Annotated in this window: 11 protein-coding genes; 8 read left to right on the forward strand and 3 right to left on the reverse strand. The window is 67.7% G+C overall.

From position 1 onward, the window contains the following. Positions 1-69 precede the first annotated feature (69 nt). Complete coding sequence (locus L1F06_RS06845) at positions 70-1,341, reverse strand: maltoporin (protein WP_012019253.1); 1,272 nt, start codon at positions 1,339-1,341, stop codon at positions 70-72. Positions 1,342-1,710: 369 nt separating this feature from the next. Here L1F06_RS06845 and L1F06_RS06850 point away from each other — a divergent pair, with 369 nt between their 5' ends. Further along, positions 1,711-3,378: a glucan 1,4-alpha-maltotetraohydrolase domain-containing protein gene (locus L1F06_RS06850; RefSeq protein WP_252576741.1), complete on the forward strand. Its 1,668-nt coding sequence runs from the start codon at positions 1,711-1,713 to the stop codon at positions 3,376-3,378. A 150-nt stretch (positions 3,379-3,528) separates the two neighbouring features. Beyond that, positions 3,529-4,059, forward strand: a complete 531-nt coding sequence (locus tag L1F06_RS06855; protein ID WP_129483827.1) for an REP-associated tyrosine transposase — start codon at positions 3,529-3,531, stop codon at positions 4,057-4,059. A gap of 206 nt (positions 4,060-4,265) precedes the next feature. Here L1F06_RS06855 and L1F06_RS06860 read toward each other — a convergent pair whose 3' ends face one another. Then, on the reverse strand, positions 4,266-5,345 hold the full coding sequence (locus tag L1F06_RS06860; RefSeq protein WP_129483828.1) for a protein kinase family protein: 1,080 nt from the start codon (positions 5,343-5,345) through the stop codon (positions 4,266-4,268). 56 nt (positions 5,346-5,401) lie between these two features. Next, the gene (locus L1F06_RS06865; protein WP_129483829.1) at positions 5,402-7,465 is read right to left on the reverse strand and encodes an alpha-amylase; all 2,064 of its coding nucleotides are present in this window, start codon (positions 7,463-7,465) and stop codon (positions 5,402-5,404) included. 257 nt (positions 7,466-7,722) lie between these two features. On the opposite strand from L1F06_RS06865, the gene malE reads away from it, so the two are divergent. From malE to malK, 6 genes are all read left to right on the forward strand, one after another. Continuing rightward, positions 7,723-8,910, forward strand: coding sequence for a maltose/maltodextrin ABC transporter substrate-binding protein MalE (gene malE, locus L1F06_RS06870; protein ID WP_003241849.1), 1,188 nt, complete (start codon positions 7,723-7,725; stop codon positions 8,908-8,910). A gap of 103 nt (positions 8,911-9,013) precedes the next feature. Continuing rightward, the gene (gene malF / locus L1F06_RS06875) at positions 9,014-10,534 is read left to right on the forward strand and encodes a maltose ABC transporter permease MalF (protein ID WP_423386987.1); all 1,521 of its coding nucleotides are present in this window, start codon (positions 9,014-9,016) and stop codon (positions 10,532-10,534) included. Positions 10,535-10,544: 10 nt separating this feature from the next. Then, positions 10,545-11,435, forward strand: a complete 891-nt coding sequence (gene malG / locus L1F06_RS06880; RefSeq protein ID WP_003241854.1) for a maltose ABC transporter permease MalG — start codon at positions 10,545-10,547, stop codon at positions 11,433-11,435. A gap of 145 nt (positions 11,436-11,580) precedes the next feature. Then, positions 11,581-14,325 (forward strand): HTH-type transcriptional regulator MalT, encoded by a 2,745-nt coding sequence (gene malT / locus L1F06_RS06885; RefSeq protein ID WP_129483831.1) that lies wholly within the window; start codon positions 11,581-11,583, stop codon positions 14,323-14,325. Between the two features lie 283 nt (positions 14,326-14,608). Next, positions 14,609-16,237, forward strand: a complete 1,629-nt coding sequence (locus tag L1F06_RS06890) for an alpha-glucosidase (protein WP_096827043.1) — start codon at positions 14,609-14,611, stop codon at positions 16,235-16,237. A gap of 88 nt (positions 16,238-16,325) precedes the next feature. Then, positions 16,326-17,441 (forward strand): maltose/maltodextrin ABC transporter ATP-binding protein MalK, encoded by a 1,116-nt coding sequence (gene malK, locus L1F06_RS06895; RefSeq protein WP_129483832.1) that lies wholly within the window; start codon positions 16,326-16,328, stop codon positions 17,439-17,441. Positions 17,442-17,453 lie beyond the last annotated feature (12 nt).

Raw genomic sequence — 17,453 nt, forward strand, 5'->3', positions numbered from 1 at the left:
CGGGGCAAGGACCACAGGAGCAGCGTTACGGTATTGCCGGGCATCCGGATGCAACGGATGCCCGAGCGCTTACCACCAGGCTTCGGCCTGGACGCCAAAGGTGAGGCCGTTGTCGTCGCCGGCATCGATGGATTCGCTGGCGGCGTTGTACTTGCCGCCGTCCCACATGGCGTAGGTGGCGAACACACGGATCTGCGGACGCGCCCAGAAGCTGCGGCCGGCCGACCACTGCTGGGCCAGGGTGACTTTCTTCAGGTCGCGGGACTTCTCGCCCTTGGCCTGCGGGTCGATATGGTCGTAGCCGAACTCCAGCGCGGTGCTCATGGTGTTGGTCCACTTGTACACCGGGCGCACGCCGAACGAGGTCCAGGTCTGCCCGGAGTCGTTGTCGAAGTCCTTATCCTCGTAGATCTGCACGTACATCATCTCGATGTCGTCGGAGAGGCCGACCACGCCCTGGTTGACCAGGCGGAACATCTTGCCGTCGCTGTTGCCGGTGCTGTTGCGCCCGGTGCTGCCGATGATGCCGTCGGTGCCGTACTGCAGGGCGAGCTTGTTGAAGCCGCCGAACCAGTTGCCCTGGATGTGCTGCACGGTGACCAGATGACCCTTCTGGTTGGTGTAGCCGGGGTCATCCTTCTGCTGTTCGGTGAGGTTGGCCTTGCCGTAGTCGTAGCCGAGCTCCAGTTTGCCGTCGGTGTTGAAGTCGATGTCGGTCAGGCGCAGGTCGAGGGTGTCGTTGGCCACGTTGGTGCCGGTGCCGGTGCCTTCGTAGACCCAGTCGCCATCGGTGTTGCGCATCCAGGCCACGTGCGCCTTGGCGAAGCCCAGGTCGATGTCCTCGATGCCGGCGCCGGGGCCGGAAACGTCCCAGTAGTAGTAGTCGTTGATGTGCACGTCGTTGCGCTTGTAGTAGCGCTTGCCGGCCCACAGGGCGGCGCCGGGCAGGGCCGGCAGGAAGTTCTTGGCCTGCACGTTGAACTGGCGGATCGAGCTGGTGCCGTTGGCGTACGGGTTGCTGTCGCCGTCGGTGGCCTCCCAGTCGTTAGCCTGGTCCGATTTGTAGGCGATCATGCTGTCGATATAGAAGCTCTGCTCGCCTTCCTTCCACACCTCGTGGCCGAGACCGATCTCGGCGTAGGTCTCGCACTCGTTGCCGAGACGGTACTTGGCCGGCGCGCCGGCAGCCTGGAAGCAGGCCTGGTCGCCGCCACCGGCGGTGGCACCGATGCCGGAGCGCAGATAGCCGTGGAAGTCCACGGCCAGGGCCGGGGTGGCCAGCAGCATGGCGACGAGCAGGGCGCTGGGACGCAGCAGCTGGGCGGGTTGCATGGTGTTCATCGTGGGGTCCTTTTTTCTTGTTGGATTCGGAGTCGGACTTACTGGGCGGCGCGACCGGGCCGGGCAGTGGGCCCCGGTGGCGACTGCGGGCAAGAGTCGGGTAAGGCCAGGTGCCGCCACATCCTCCCTTGCAGGAATTTTTCGAGGCGGAGCGGCGAGGCGTAGCGAAGCGGCCGGGGGATGGTGGGCAGGGCGCATTTCTACGCCTGCGCCCTACGCCGGGAAAAACCGGGGCGGGGAGGTTTGGCCGCGCCTGCCTGCGCGGCAGGCTGGCGTCATCGGCTCGCCCGCGCGGGCGGCCGATCAGTCCATCCGGGGGCAGCCCCCGTAGTCGGATGCTCACAACAATGACAAGAACGGAGCTTCAAGATGAACCGATACCTGCGACTGGCCGCGCTGACCCTGGCCCTGGCGCCGCTGGCCTACCCCTGGGGCAATCTGGTGCGTGCCGCCGACGCGCCGGGCAAGACCGCCAGCGGCGTGCGCTACCACGGCGGCGACGAGATCATCCTCCAGGGCTTTCACTGGAATACCGTGCGGACCTCGAGCAACTGGTACGCGACCCTGGCCAGCATGGCGCCGACCCTGGCCGCCGACGGCTTCAGTGCGATCTGGATGCCGGTGCCCTGGCGCGATTTCTCCAGCTGGAGCGACCCCGGCAACGGCACCTCGGGCGGTGGCGAAGGCTACTTCTGGCACGACTTCAACAAGAACGGCCGCTATGGCAGCGACAGCCTGCTCAGACAGGCCGCCAGCGCGCTCAATGCGGCCGGGGTCAAACCCATCTACGACGTGGTGCCCAACCACATGAACCGCGGCTACCCGGACAAGGAGATCAACCTGCCGGCCGGCCAGGGGCTGTGGCGCCACGACTGCAATGACCCGGGCAACTACGCCAACGACTGCGACGACGGCGACCGCTTCATGGGCGGCGACGCCGACCTCAATACCGGCCACCCGCAGAACTACGCGATGTTCCGCGACGAGTTCGCCAGGCTGCGCAGCCAGTATGGCGCCGGGGGCTTTCGCTTCGACTTCGTCCGCGGCTACGCCGGCGAGCGGGTCGCCAGCTGGATGAGCGATGCCCACGACAACGGCTTCTGCCTCGGCGAGCTGTGGAAGGCGCCGGGCGAGTACCCGAGCTGGGACTGGCGCAACGGCGCCAGCTGGCAGCAGATCCTCAAGGACTGGTCCGATCGCGCCAAGTGCACGGTGTTCGACTTCGCCCTCAAGGAGCGCATGCAGAACGGCGGCATCGCCGACTGGCGCCACGGCCTCAACGGCAACCCCGATGCGCGCTGGCGCGAGGTGGCGGTGACCTTCGTCGACAACCACGACACCGGCTATTCGCCCGGCCCGCACGGCGGCCAGCACCACTGGCCGCTGCCGGATGCGCGGCTGAAGCAGGCCTATGCCTACATCCTCAGCAGCCCGGGTACACCGGTGGTGTACTGGCCGCACATGTACGACTGGGGCCATGGCGACTTCATCCGCCAGCTGATCCAGATCCGCCGTACGGCGGGGGTCAAGGCGGCCTCGGCGATCCAGTTCCACTCGGGCTTCTCCGGCCTGGTAGCGACCATCAGCGGCAGCCAGCAGCAACTGCTGATCGCCCTGGACTCCAACCTGTCCTCGCCCGGCCAGGTGGCCAGCGGCGACTTCACCCAGGCGCTCAACACTGATAACGGCGCGATTCGTATCTGGCGCAGCGGTCAGGGCGGCGGGGATGAGCAGGGCAACCTGGTCAGCGTCAACTTCCGTTGCGACAACGGCGTGACCCAGTGGGGCGACAGCGTCTATGCGCTGGGCAATGTCGCCCAGCTGGGCAACTGGAGCCCGGCCGGCGCCGTGCGCCTGACCGACACCAGCGCCTACCCGACCTGGAAAGGCAGCATCGCCCTGCCGGCCGGCCAGCAGGTGCAGTGGAAGTGCATAGTGCGCAGCGAAAGCAACCCGACCCAGGTCAAGACCTGGCAGCCGGGCGGCAACAACAGCGTGACGGTGGCGACAGGGGCCAGCACGGCGGGGAGTTTCTAACCCATGGATTGGTGCGCACGGCGCACCCTACGACGACGCCAATGCCGCGAACCGTAGGGTGCGCCGTGCGCACCGATCATTATCGAACCGGCTGCAACGCTGGCACCACCGACTATCCTGAAGCGGGCGACAGCGTTCAGGAGACAGGGAATGTCCGACTACCGCCGCGCCCGGGAGCAGGGCGCCTGCTATTTCTTCACCCTGGTCAGCCACCAGCGCCGGCCGTTTCTCACCGAGGCGCCGGTGCGCGCGGCATTGCGCGGCGCCATCGAGCAGGTGCGCCGGGGCTATCCTTTTGCCATCCACGGCTGGGTGCTGCTGCCCGATCACCTGCACTGCCTGTGGCAGCTGCCCCCGGGCGATGCCGAGTTCGGCCTGCGCTGGTCGATGATCAAGCGCCTGACCAGCCAGGCCCTGCCGCAATCCGAGGGCGTCAGCCTGAGCCGGCGTCTGCGCCGCGAGGCGGGCTTGTGGCAACGGCGATTCTGGGAACACCGCATCCGCGACGAACAGGACCTGCGCCGGCACCTGGATTACCTGCATTGGAATCCGGTGCGCCATGGCCTGGTGCAGCAGGTGGTGGATTGGCCCTGGTCGAGCTTCCATCGCCTGGTGCGCGAGGGCGTGTACCCGGCGGATTGGGGCGGGGTGGCAGAGGACGAGGGAACGTTTGGCGAATGACCACAAACCCGGTTCGTACGGCCTAGGCGGCGCCGCGAAACCCCACGGCCGGCGGGGTCCCGTAGGGTGCGCCGCGCGCACCAAGGATAAACGCCGATCCGCCAGGCCGGCGCCCATTCCGGGCCCGGTCGGGTTATCGCCGCTGGATGGGGTATGCCAAAAGAACCACCGCGGCCGCGGTGCGCACCAAGCCGCCGCTCTCGCGCCTATTCCCTAACCTGCCACTCATGCGCCTGCTGCAGCGCCCGCTCCAGTTCGTCGCGCCAGGCGTCCGGGGTGCGCCCGGCGAGCAGTTCCAGGCGCTGCAGCTGGGCGCCGCATTCGTGCAGGCACTGCTGCAGCCAGTCGATGCGCTGCAGGGTCAGCGGCGTGCAGGTCTGGCCGCCGAGGTCGTCTTCCAGGTCGCTCAGGTGCGAGCGCCAGGCCTCGCGCAGGTACAGGCCGTCCAGCCCGCTACGCAGCGCCGTGTGCCACTGGCCGATGATGCCGCCCAGCCAACCCAGCACCGAGGCGCTGGCGCCGCGTTTGATCAGCCTGCTGCGCAGACGCTGGTAGCACTCCAGGGCGATGCGCTTTTCCAGCTCCAGCGCGGCCAGGGCGGCGCTCTGCCCGCGCTCGCGCTCCAGGCCCAGCAGGTAGGCGTAGTAGCAGCGCGTTTCGAAGCGCTCGGCGCCGTGGTGCTGCGGCGTCAGCAACCCGTTGCTGTTGCACGCGCGCAGCGGGTCGAAGCGGTACATGTAGCCAAAGTCGAACAGGCGGATGCGGCCATCGTCGAGCAGGTTGCCCGGGCACAGGTCCCACTCGAAGAAGCCCAGCTGCAGCAGCGCCAGCAGCGTATCGAACAGCTGCAGCAGGCGCCGCTCGTCCCATTCGCCGATCGCCTCGCCGGCGATCCAGGGCGACAGCAGCAGGCCGTGGCGGTAGCTGGCGTAACGGGTCTCGACGATGCCGGCCAGGGCCTCGTGCCAGTCCGCCTGGCGCTTGAGCGCCTGCAGTTCGCCGCGGCGCTGCACTTCGTTGAGAAAGGAGGTCTGGCCGTCGGGGTTCTGCACCTTGCACGGGTGGCGTGCGCGCTTGAGGGTCCACAGGCGGCCGCTGGCCTCCAGCTGGTAGACCTCGGCGGTCAGCCCACCGGCGAAGTGGCGGCGTACCCAGGGGCTGCCGGGGCGGGTGGCCAGCAGGTGTTCGAGGGGCAGCGGGCAACCGGCGAGTGAGCCCACCTCCAGTTCGGCGCGGCTGGCGGCGAAGGCCAGTTGGCTTTGGCGGCGTTGTTGTTCGGGTGTCATATCGGGTCCTGTTGGTGCGCATAGCACACCCTACGGGTTGGCGTTGGCATATGCGCTTATCGCCCTTGCACTATCACCACCCGGTCCTTGCCGAGGGTGCGGGCGAAGGCGTAGGGCTGGGTGGACAGCTGCTGGTGGCGGCCGGCGCCGATGGCCGGGTGGCGCGCGCGGAACTGGCCGAGCAGGCGCCAGTGCGCCAGCAGTTCGGCGATCGGCGCCTGCTGCTGGGCGTGCCAGTTCATCGACGAGCGCGTGCCCTGGTGCGGGTCCGAACCCGTGGGCCCGAGCGGGCGGGCGCTTTCGTCGCCGTAGTAGATCTGCACCGCGCCGGGTGCCAGCAGCAGGGCGCCGGCCAGGCCGCGCTGGCGCGCCAGTCGCTCGCCCTGTTCGGCGAAGAACAGCGAGGTGTCGTGGGACGAGGCGTAGCTCATGAAGTTGTGCCGCGCGTCGTTGGCCAGCAGCTCGGCATAGCCGCGGTAGCCGTCCTCGATCTGGCGCAGGCACTCGCTGCCCTTGGCGGCCAGCTCGCCCTGGAAGTCGAAGTTGATCAGCGCGTCGAAGCCGTGGTCCTGGTAAACGCTGGCCTGCGGTCCGTGGCCGAACACCTCGCCGACCATCCAGAACGGGCTGCCGCTCATGGGATCATCGGGGTTGGCCGCCGACCACTCGGCGCGCGCCTTGTCGGCCGCCTGGCGCAGCGCCGCCCAGCTCTCCAGTTCGACGTGCTTGACGGTATCGGCGCGAAAGCCGTCGACGCCGAATTCGCGCACCCAGAAGCTCAGCCATTCCACCAGGTAGTCGCGCACCCGGTAGCCCTCGCGGGGCACGGCGCGGGTGTCGGCCTTGCGCAGCAGGAAGGGCGGCAGGGACACCGGCTGCTGACTCTCGGTCTTGAAGTCGGGGAGGAAGGCCAGCGAGCCCTGGCGCGGGTCGACCAGCACGCTGGGCGGGCTGTCATAGTCGGCCACGCCGGCGCGTACCCAGTCCTTGCCCCACCACTGGCGCCAGGCGTCGTGCTGGTAGTCGATCAGGTTGTGGTAGGCGTGCAGGTTCTCGAAGCTCTCCGGCTGCCAGTCGCTCCAGCGCGGCGGCAGGTACTGGTCCATGCCGCCACGCAGCGCGCCGAAGCCGAGCGCCTGCATGTCGGCCAGGGTCGAATAGCCGGGGTGGTTGAGCACCACGTCGAACAGCACGCGGACGCCGCGGGCGTGAGCCTGGGCGATCAGCTCGCGCAGCTCGTCTTCCGTCCCCATGTTGGCGTCCAGGCGGGTGAAGTCCAGGGCGTAGTAGCCGTGGTAGGCGTAATGGCGAAAGTCGCCCTTGTCACCGCCGCCGACCCAGCCATGGACCTGCTCGAAGGGCGCGCTGATCCACAGCGCGTTGACCCCCAGCTGCTGCAGGTAGTCGAGCTTGCCGGTCAGACCGCGCAGGTCGCCGCCATGGAAGGTGCCGATCTCCTGCTCGCCGTCGGGCTGGCGCCCGTAGCTGCGGTCGTTGCCGGTATCGCCATTGGCGAAGCGGTCGGTGATGGCGAAATACACCGTGGCATTGCGCCAGTCGTGGGCGGGCGCTGGCGCCGGCTCGGCTGGCTCGAGCAGGAGCAGGCCGTCGCTATGCGCTGCCGGGGTCAGCTCGATGCGGCCGTTTTCCACCGTGGCCAACTGGCCGCTGTAGGCATCGCGCAGCACCTCGCCGTCGGCGAATACCTGGCCGACCGCGACGCTCAGCGCCTCGCCCTGCCAGGTGCGGCAGGCGCTGCGCGGCGCCTGCTCGCGCAGCGGCAGCAGGCGCAGATGGGGCTGGGCGTCTTCCTGAAACAGCAGGCGATAGCGGCCGGGCTCGCCGATCTGCAGGCTGAGTGAGCTGCCCGCGTGCCAGTCCTGACGCTGGTACAGGGCCAGCGGCTGGGCGCTGCCGCTGGCATTGGGTGCCTGCAGACGCAGCTGGCCGGCGCTCAGCTCCAGCTCGACGCTGTAGCGCTGCGGCGCGGGGTTGCTCCATTGCAGCGGCACTGGCCGTTGATCCAGCCAGGCCTGCAGCTGTGGCTCGGCGCTGGCAAACTGGCAGAGCAGGGCGCAGGCCAGGGTGGTGAGCGAAGTCGGCAACGAAGGGCGGCGCATGGGGTTCTCCCGCAACTGGCGAGCCTCCAGTACACCCGCAGCGCGCCACCTGCAACAGGCGCAGAAGGGGCAGGGGCGCATGCTTTTTTTCCGGAATCGCTGGCAGACTACGCCCCCGCCTCTACGCCCTCGAGAGGGAGGACGGGGAGGATGTGGCGCTTGCGCTTTCGGCCGAGGATGACCGAGCTGGCAGAGCGCTCACCGGCTCGCCGCAGCAGTTGTGGATCAAAAACAAGAAGCCACGAGGACAACTAGACATGAACAAGACGCTGCTCAGCGCAGTCGCCATCGGCCTTGCCGCCACCCTGAGCCATTCCCTGCCGGCCCAGGCCGCCATCGAGGAAGGCAAGCTGGTCATCTGGATCAACGGCGACAAGGGCTACAAGGGCCTGGCCAAGGTCGGCGAGCGCTTCACCGCCGACACCGGTATCGCCGTGGAGGTGGCCCACCCGGACAGCGCCACCGACAAGTTCCAGCAGGCCGCCGCCACCGGCAACGGCCCGGACATCTTCATCTGGGCCCACGACCGCCTCGGCGAATGGGCGCAGAGCGGGTTGATCTCGCCGATCACCCCCAGTGCCAAGACCCAGGGCGAGATCGAGGATTTCGCCTGGGACGCGGTGACCTACGGCGGCAAGCTGTGGGGCTACCCGATGGCGGTGGAGTCCATCGGCCTGCTCTACAACAAGGCTCTGGTGCCGACGCCTCCGGCCACCTTCGACGAGGTGCTGAAACTCAACGCCGAGCTGGCCAAGTCCGGCAAGCGCGCCATTCTCTGGGATTACAACAACACCTACTTCACCTGGCCGCTGCTGGCCGCCAACGGCGGCTACGTGTTCGCCGACAACGACGGCGGCTATGACACCAGCCGCACCGGGGTCAACAGCGACGGCGCCAAGCAGGGCGCGCAAACCCTCAAGGCGCTGATCGACGCCGGGGTGATGCCTAAGGGCGCCGACTACAGCGTCGCCGAGGCAGCCTTCAACAAGGGCGAGTCGGCCATGTTCATCAGCGGCCCCTGGGCCTGGGCCAACGCCAAGAAGAGCGGCATCGACTTCGGCGTGGCGCCGATCCCCGCCGTGGGCGATGCCCCCAGCCGACCCTTCAGCGGGGTGATGGCCGCCGCGCTGAACGCTGCCAGCCCCAACCAGGCGCTGGCCGTGGAGTTCCTCGAGAACTACCTGCTGCAGGTCGAAGGCCTCAAGACCGTGAGCGCCGACGTGCCGCTCGGCGCCGTGCCGAACAAGGCCTACATGGCCGAGCTGGCCAGCGACCCGCTGATCAAGGCCACCTTCGACAACGCCCAGCTCGGCCGGCCGATGCCCAACGTGCCGGAAATGGGCGCCTTCTGGTCGGCCATGGCACCGGCGCTGACCAACATCACCTCCGGTCGCCAGACCGTGGACGCCGCGCTGGACGACGCTGCCAAGCGCATCGCCAAGTGAAATCCGGCCGCTGACCGGCGCCTGGCGTCGGCAGCGGCCTCGCTCCGAGGCTATAACCCTGATGTCCGTCGTGAATCTTCCTGCCGCCGTGGCCAGTTCGCCCATGAAACTGTTTTCCCTGCCGTCGCTGCGTGCCGGCCTGCGCTGGAGCCTGTGGGGCCTGTTCAACGCCCTGGCGCTGTACCTGGTGCTGGCGCTCTATGCCCAGCAGCAGCTGGCCTTCGCCCTGCTCGGCCTGGTGGTCACCGGCATCGCCAGTTACGTGTTCATCAGCCGCCGTGCCTACGCCCATCGCTACATCTATCCGGCGTTGGCGGGCATGCTGGTGTTCGTCATCTTTCCGCTGCTGTACACCGTGGGCATCGGCTTCACCAACTACAGCGGCAGCAACCTGCTGAGCTTCGAACAGGTGCAGCGCTACCACCTGCGCCAGACCTACCTGGCCGGCGAGCGCTACGGCTTCAGCCTGCATCGCGGCGAGGATGAAGAGCTGCGCCTGCGTGTCGACAAGGGCGAGCGCGGCGTGTTCGTCTCGCCGCCGCTGACTGGCGATGCGGCCGGCGAGCCGCTGGCGCTGAGGGCCGAACGCGAACCCGGCGAGCTGGGCGAGGCACTGGCGCTGCGCGAGGTGATCCAGCGCCGCGCCGAGCTGGAGCAGTGGGTGCTGCGCAGCACCGACGGCGAGCTGCTGCGCCTCTTCGGTCTGCGCGAGGTGGCGGCGGTCAAGCCGTTGTACCGCCTGCTGGAGGGGGGCGATCTGCTCAACACCCGCAGCAACGAGCGCCTGGTGGCCGACCATGGCATCGGCTTCTACGTCGACAGCCACGGCAACAAGGTGGCGCCGGGCTTCACCGTGTTCGCCGGAACCAGCAACTTCACCCGGGTACTGACCGACCCGAGCATTCGCGGCCCGTTCCTGGAGATCTTCGTCTGGACCGTGGCCTTCGCCGGCCTCACCGTGCTCTTCACCCTGGCCGTGGGCCTGGTGCTGGCCAGCCTGCTGCAGTGGGATCTGGTGCGCGGCAAGGCGTTCTACCGGCTGATGCTGATCCTGCCTTACGCGGTGCCGGCGTTCATTTCCATCCTGGTATTTCGCGGCCTGTTCAACCAGAACTTCGGTGAGATCAACCTGTTGCTCAACGGCCTGTTCGGCATGCGCCCGGACTGGTTCAGCGACCCGACCCTGGCCCGCTCGATGATCCTCATCGTCAACACCTGGCTGGGTTACCCCTACATGCTGCTGCTGTGCATGGGCCTGCTGCAGGCCATTCCGCGCGACCTCTACGAGGCCTCGGCGATGGATGGCGCCACGCCCCTGGACAACCTGCTGAAGATCACCCTGCCGCTTTTGATCAAGCCGCTGGCGCCGCTTTTGATCGCCAGCTTCGCCTTCAACTTCAACAACTTCGTGCTGATCACCCTGCTGACTCGCGGCGGCCCGGACATCATCGGCGCCACCACCCCGGCCGGCACCACCGATCTGCTGGTGAGCTACACCTACCGCATCGCCTTCCAGGACTCCGGGCAGAACTTCGCCCTGGCGGCGGCCATCGCCACGCTGATCTTCCTGGTGGTGGGCGCACTGGCCTGGCTCAACCTGAAACTGTCGAAAGTCAAAGTCTGAGGAACCCGCCATGGCGATGGTGCAACCGAAATCCGTGAAATACCGCCTGTGGCTGACCCATGCCGGTCTGCTCGGCTTCATCGCGCTGATCGTCTTCCCGCTGCTGATGGTGGTGTCGATCAGCTTCCGCGAAGGCAACTTCGCCACCGGCAGCCTGCTGCCGGACAACCCGACCCTGGAACACTGGTCGCTGGCCCTCGGCATTCCCTACCAGCATGCCGACGGCTCGGTGACCCAGCCGCCGTTCCCGGTGCTGACCTGGCTGTGGAACTCGGTGAAGATCGCCTTCATCAGCTCGGCGCTGATCCTGCTGCTGTCGACCACCAGCGCCTATGCCTTCGCCCGTATGCGCTTCGCCGGCAAGGGGCCGATCCTCAAGGGCATGCTGATCTTCCAGATGTTCCCGCCGGTGCTGTCGCTGGTGGCCATCTACGCCCTGTTCGACCAGCTCGGCAAGCACGCCGGCTGGCTCGGGGTGAACAGCCATGGGGCGGTGATCGTCGCCTCGCTCGGCGGCATGGCTCTGCATATCTGGACCATCAAGGGCTACTTCGAAAGCATCGACGCCTCGCTGGAGGAGGCCGCCATCGTCGACGGCGCCACCACCTGGCAGGCCTTCGTGCACATCCTGCTGCCGATGAGCGTGCCGATCCTCGCCGTGGTGTTCATCCTCGCCTTCATCACCAGCATCACCGAATACCCCATCGCCTCGGTGCTGCTGCTGGATGTGGACAAGCTGACCCTGTCGGTCGGCGCCCAGCAGTACCTGTACGAGCAGAATTATCTGTGGGGCGATTTCGCCGCCGCCGCCGTGCTCTCCGGTCTGCCGATCACCCTGGTATTCCTCTATTGCCAGAAGTGGATAGTCGGTGGGCTGACTGCGGGGGGCGTGAAGGGGTAGCCACGATTTGGTGCGCACGGCCTAGGCGGTCCCGCGACACCCTACGGGTTGGGCGTGATCAGCCGCAGGGCGGGTGAAACCCGCCACCCGATACCGATGTAAGATTCGCCAAAACCCGGACAACGATAAATAACGGGAGAGGATCATGACCACAGCGGCCCGTCCGCCACTGCCTTTGATACCGGCCAAGCTGGCCGCGCCGTCCATTCATCCCGGCCTGCTGCCGCGGCCGCGCTTCGACGAGTGGCTGCAGCGTCTGCCCCAGGTGCGCCTGGCCGTGCTGCAGGCGCCCAGCGGCTTCGGCAAGACCGTGCTGGCCAGCCAGTGGGCCGCGGCCTTCGCCGGCGCCGTGGCCTGGCTCAACCTCGACGGCAACGACAACAGCCCGCGGCAGTTCGGCCGTTACCTGCTCAATGCCCTGCATCGCCAGCTCGAGGGCGGTTGTCCGCAGTGCGTCAATCGCGCCGAGCAGGGCGACGACGGCCTCGACGGTCTGCTCACCCGCCTGCTCGCCGAACTGCCGGCCGAGCACCCACCGCTGTTGCTGGTGCTCGACGAGTTCGAGGCGCTGCGCAACCGCGAGGTGATCGCCGCGCTGCGCTTCTTCCTGCGCAACACGCCGCCCTGGCTGACCCTGCTGGTGTGCAGCCGCGGCCTGCCAGACCTGGGCGTGGCCGAGCTGCGGGTCAAGCGTCAGCTCCTGGCGCTGGACGCCAGCCACCTGGCCTTCGAGCTGGACGAGGTGCAGTCGCTGCTCGAACTGGGCCTGCCGATCGCCATCAACCGCGAGCAGGTCGAGCGCCTCAACCGGCGCATCGGCGGCTGGCCCTGCGCGCTGCAGCTGACCCTGCAGGAGGTGCAGACCGGGCGTGGCATGGACCTGTTTCTCGAGGCGCTGCAACTCGGCCATCCCTACGTGCGCGACTATTTCCGCGAGCAGGTGCTCTACGGTCTGGACGGCGCCACCCAGGATTTTCTGCAGTCCACCTGCCTGCTCGAGCGCTTCAGCGCGCCGCTGGCCGACCGCCTGACCGACAGCTGCAACGGCCGCGAGATGCTGGAAAACCTCGAGCGCAGCGGCCTGTTCATCCAGGCGGTGGACCCGCTGCGTCAATGGTTTGCCTACCACCCGCTGTTCGCCAGCTTCCTGCGCAACGAGCTGTCCACCCATCATCCGCAGCGCATGGGCGAACTGCACCTGCGCGCCGCCGAGGCGCTGCTCGAGGAGAAGATGGCCGAGGAGGCCGCCCGCCATGCGCTGCTGGCGCATGATCCGCAGCGAGTGGCGCAGATTCTCGAGACCCACGGCCGTCACTTCTATCGCCAGGGGCGTCTGGAGCTGCTGCAGCGCTGCCTGGCCGTGCTGCCGGAGAGCCGCGTGGCCGAGTCGCCGCTGTTCACCCTGTTGCAGGCCTGGGCCTCGCAGAACCAGTACCAGAGCGATCAGGTCGAGCGCTGGCTGCAGGCCGGCGAGGCGGTGCAGCGCGAGCAGTTCAGTGCCGAGCAGTGGCAGCGCATCGAGGCCGAATACCAGGCGGTGCGTGCCCAGGTGGCGATCAACCAGGGCGACCAGCAGCGTGCCATGGCCTTCGCCCGCCAGGCGCTGGCGCTCGAGCCGCTGACCATGCGCACCTCGCGGGTGGCGGCGCTGTCGGTGCTGGCCGAGTCGCACTTCGTCCAGGGCGATCTGGCCAAGGCCCAGCATCAGCACGAGGAAAACGTGCGCCGCGCGCAGCAGATCAACGCCTCGCACCCGGTGCTGTGGAGCCTCGGCCAGCTGTCGGAGATCGCCGTCGCCCAGGGCCACCTGCAGAAGGCCTACAACCTGCAGGAACGGGCACTGCAGTACATCGAGCAGGAAAAGCTGCCGGTCACCCCGATCATGGAATTCATTCACCGCGTGCGCGGCCAGGTGCTGCTGGAATGGCACCACCTCGATGCCGCCGAGCAGTGCGCCCTGCAGGGGCTGGAGATACTCGATACGGTGGGCGACCACTGGTTCCTGCAGTGCTACGTGCTGCTCGCCCGCGTCGCCCATGCGCGCGGCCAGCAGAGCCAGTGCGCCGACTACATCGGCCGGCTCAAGACGCTGCTGGCCGGCGACGACTACCACATCGACTGGCAGGCCAACGCCCACGCGGTGATGCTCACCTACTGGGACTCGACCCAGGACAAGGACAGCATCCGCCAGTGGCTTGCCACCGCGCCGCCGCTCAAGCCGGGGGCCAACCACTTCGCCCAGGGCAACGCGCGCAACCATGTGCGCGCCTACCTGGCGCTGAACCAGGGGGACCGCGCGCTGCCGATCCTGCGTCAACTGCAGCTCGATGCCGAGCGCCACCAGCTGGTGATGGACCAGAACCGCAACCATATCCTCCAGGCGCTGGCCTACTGGCAGCGCGAGGAACGCCAGAGCAGTCTCGATCATCTGCACCAGGCGCTGACCCTGGCCAGCGGCACCGGCGCCATCGGCAGCTTCCTGCGCCTGGGCAAGCCGCTGATCGCCATGCTCAAGGCGCTGCAGCACGAGCGTCGCCTCGACGAGCTGGAACACCAGCGCGCCGAACGCCTGATCCAGCTGGCCCAGCAGCAGCGCGACTTCAGCCGGGCGATCCGCATCACCCTGGACGAGGCGGTGATCCAGGACATCATCAACCGCCCCGACGTGCCCGAGCTGATCCGCCATTCGCCGCTGACCCGGCGCGAATGGCAGGTGCTCAGCCTGATTCACGCCGGGCTGTCCAACGAGCAGATCTCCGAACACCTCAACGTCGCCCCGACCACCATCAAGACGCATATCCGCAGCCTCTACCAGAAGCTCGCCATCACCCAGCGCAGCGAAGCGGTGCAGCTGGCGCGCAGCCTGTTGAGCAAGATCCAGGGCGAGTAGGGGAGAACCGATATCCCGGCCCCGCAGGGTGCGCCGTGCGCACCGATGCGTGGTCGGGCATCTGTCGTATGCGTTGGCGCTTCGATAGGCGCGGGGTGGTGCGCACGACCCGGGCGGCCCCGCGACACCCTACGGCTCTGCCCGCGCACGGTGTCCATCCCCAAAACTCCTCCCCCTTGCCGGCTACCAGCTACGCCGGTGAAAACCCCAGCGGGGAGGATGTGACGCCTTGCCCCCTTGCCTAGAGTGGAGCTGTCATCACGAACAACAAAAGGCTTGCTGTATGGCTGTTATTCGCAAGGACTGGTGGCGCGGCGGCGTCATCTACCAGGTCTACCCACGCAGTTTTCTCGACAGCAACGACGACGGCATCGGCGATCTGCCCGGCGTGCTGGCCAAACTCGATTACATCGCCAGCCTCAACGTCGACGCCATCTGGCTGTCGCCGTTCTTCACCTCGCCGATGAAGGATTTTGGCTACGACGTCTCCGACTATCGCGGCGTCGACCCGATCTTCGGCACGCTCGACGACTTCCGGGCGCTGGTCGCGGCCGCCCACGAGCGCGGCCTGCGCATCATCATCGATCAGGTGCTCAACCACTGCTCCGATCAGCATCCCTGGTTCGCCGAGAGCCGTACCAGCCGCAGCAACGACAAGGCGGACTGGTTCGTCTGGGCCGACCCCAACCCGGACGGCACGCCGCCGAACAACTGGCTGTCGGTATTCGGCGGTTCGGCCTGGACCTGGGAGGGCCGGCGCAAGCAGTACTACCTGCACAACTTCCTGGCCAGCCAGCCGGACCTAAACTTCCACTGCGAGGCGGTGCAGCAGCAACTGCTCGACGACATGGAGTTCTGGCTGCAGCTGGGCGTCGACGGCTTCCGCCTGGACGCCGCCAACTTCTACTTTCACGACCAGGCGCTGCGCAACAATCCGCCGAACCTGGACATCCGCGAGGGCGGCATCGGCGTGCGCGTCGACAACCCCTACGCCTACCAGCGCCACCTCTACGACAAGACCCAGCCGCAGAACCTCGACTTCCTGCGCCGCCTGCGTGCGCTGCTGGAGCGCTACCCCGGCACCGCCACGGTGGCCGAGATCGGCTGCGACGATTCGCTCCGCACCATGGCCGCCTACACCAGTGGCGGCGATACCCTGCACATGGCCTATTCCTTCGATCTGCTCACCGCGCAGTGCAGCCCGGCCTACATCCGCAGCACCATCGAAGCCATCGAGGGCGAGCTGGGCGACGGCTGGCCCTGCTGGTCGGTGGGCAACCACGACGTGGTGCGGGTGATGAGCCGCTGGGCCCACGAGGGCGAAGCCACCCCGGAGCGCGGCCGTCTGCTGATGTCGCTGCTGCTGTCGCTGCGGGGCAGCGTCTGCCTGTACCAGGGCGAGGAGCTCGGTCTGCCCGAGGCGGAACTGGCCTTCGAGGACCTGGTCGACCCCTACGGCATCACCTTCTGGCCGGAGTTCAAGGGGCGCGACGGCTGCCGCACGCCGATGCCCTGGGTACGCGACGGCGTCCATGCCGGCTTCTCCAGCCAGCAACCCTGGCTGCCGCTGGACGAACGCCACCGCGCTCTGGCCGTGGACGTGCAGGAGGACGACAGCGCCTCGATGCTCAACAGCTACCGGCGCTTTCTCGCCTGGCGCCAGGAGCAGCCGCTGCTGATCGACGGCGATATTCAGGTGCGCTACCACGACGACGACCTGCTGGTGTTCGAACGGCGTCTGGGCGAGCAGGCCTGGCTGTGCCTGTTCAACCTGGGCGACCGCGAGCGCCGCTACGACCTGCCGCTGATGGTCGAGCCGCTGGAGGGCGTGCCGTCCAGCACGGCCGAGTTCCTCGGCAGTTGGGTACACTTGCCGGCCCATGGGTTCGGCTTCGCCCGCCTCCTGGGCTAGGGCGATTCCTGCAGGGCCGGTGCGCCGGCCCCGCGGCTTCCTCAAGGTTCATCGCCGGCACGACCGGCCCCGATTCAGAGACTGCACCATGGCCAGCGTTACCCTGCGCAACATCTGCAAGCACTACGACGGCACCGCCATCACCCGCAACATCGACCTGGACATCGAGGACGGCGAATTCGTGGTCTTCGTCGGCCCGTCCGGCTGCGGCAAGTCCACCCTGCTGCGGCTGATCGCCGGGCTGGAGGAAATCAGCTCCGGCGAGCTGCTGATCGACGGTCAGCGGGTCAACGACCTGCCGCCCAAGGATCGCTCGGTGGGCATGGTGTTCCAGTCCTACGCCCTCTACCCGCACATGACGGTGGCGGAGAACATGGCCTTCGGCCTCAAGCTGGCCAAGATCGGCAAGGCGCAGATCCGCAGCAAGGTGGAGGAGGTCTCGCGCATCCTGCAGCTCGATCATCTGCTCGAACGCAAGCCCAAGGACCTCTCCGGCGGCCAGCGCCAGCGCGTCGCCATCGGCCGTACCCTGGTGCGCGAGCCCAAGGTGTTCTTGTTCGACGAGCCGCTGTCGAACCTCGACGCCTTCCTGCGCGTGCAGATGCGCATCGAGATCTCGCGCCTGCACCAGCGCCTGAAGTCCACCATGATCTACGTCACCCACGACCAGGTCGAAGCCATGACCATGGCCGACAAGATCGTCGTGCTCGAGGCCGGGCGCATCGCCCAGGTCGGCGCGCCGCTGGAGCTCTACCACTACCCGCGCAACCGCTTCGTCGCCGGCTTCATCGGCTCGCCGCAGATGAACTTCCTCCAGGTGCGCGCGCTCAGCGCCAGCAGCGAGGCGGTGGAGATCGAGATGCCCGGTGGCTACCGCATGCGAGTGCTGGTCGACGGCACCGGCGTCGAGCCCGGCGAGGAGCTGACCCTGGGCGTGCGCCCGGAACACTTCGTCGCGGCCGAGCAGGCCGACTTCGCCTTCTACGGGCAGATCAGCGTGGCCGAGCGCCTGGGCGACCACAACCTGATCTACCTGAGCCTGGAAGGGGTGGAGCACATCATCACCCTGCGCAGCGACGGCGACCGCCGCGTGGCGGTGGGCGATACCTTCGCCGCGGGCCTGATGGCCAACAAGTGCCACCTGTTCCGCGCCGATGGCCAGGCCTGCCCGCGGCATTATCGCGAGCCGGCGATCTACGGCTGAGCTTGCTCGGTA

The organism is Pseudomonas hydrolytica, from assembly GCF_021495345.1.
Lineage (GTDB): Bacteria > Pseudomonadota > Gammaproteobacteria > Pseudomonadales > Pseudomonadaceae > Aquipseudomonas > Aquipseudomonas hydrolytica.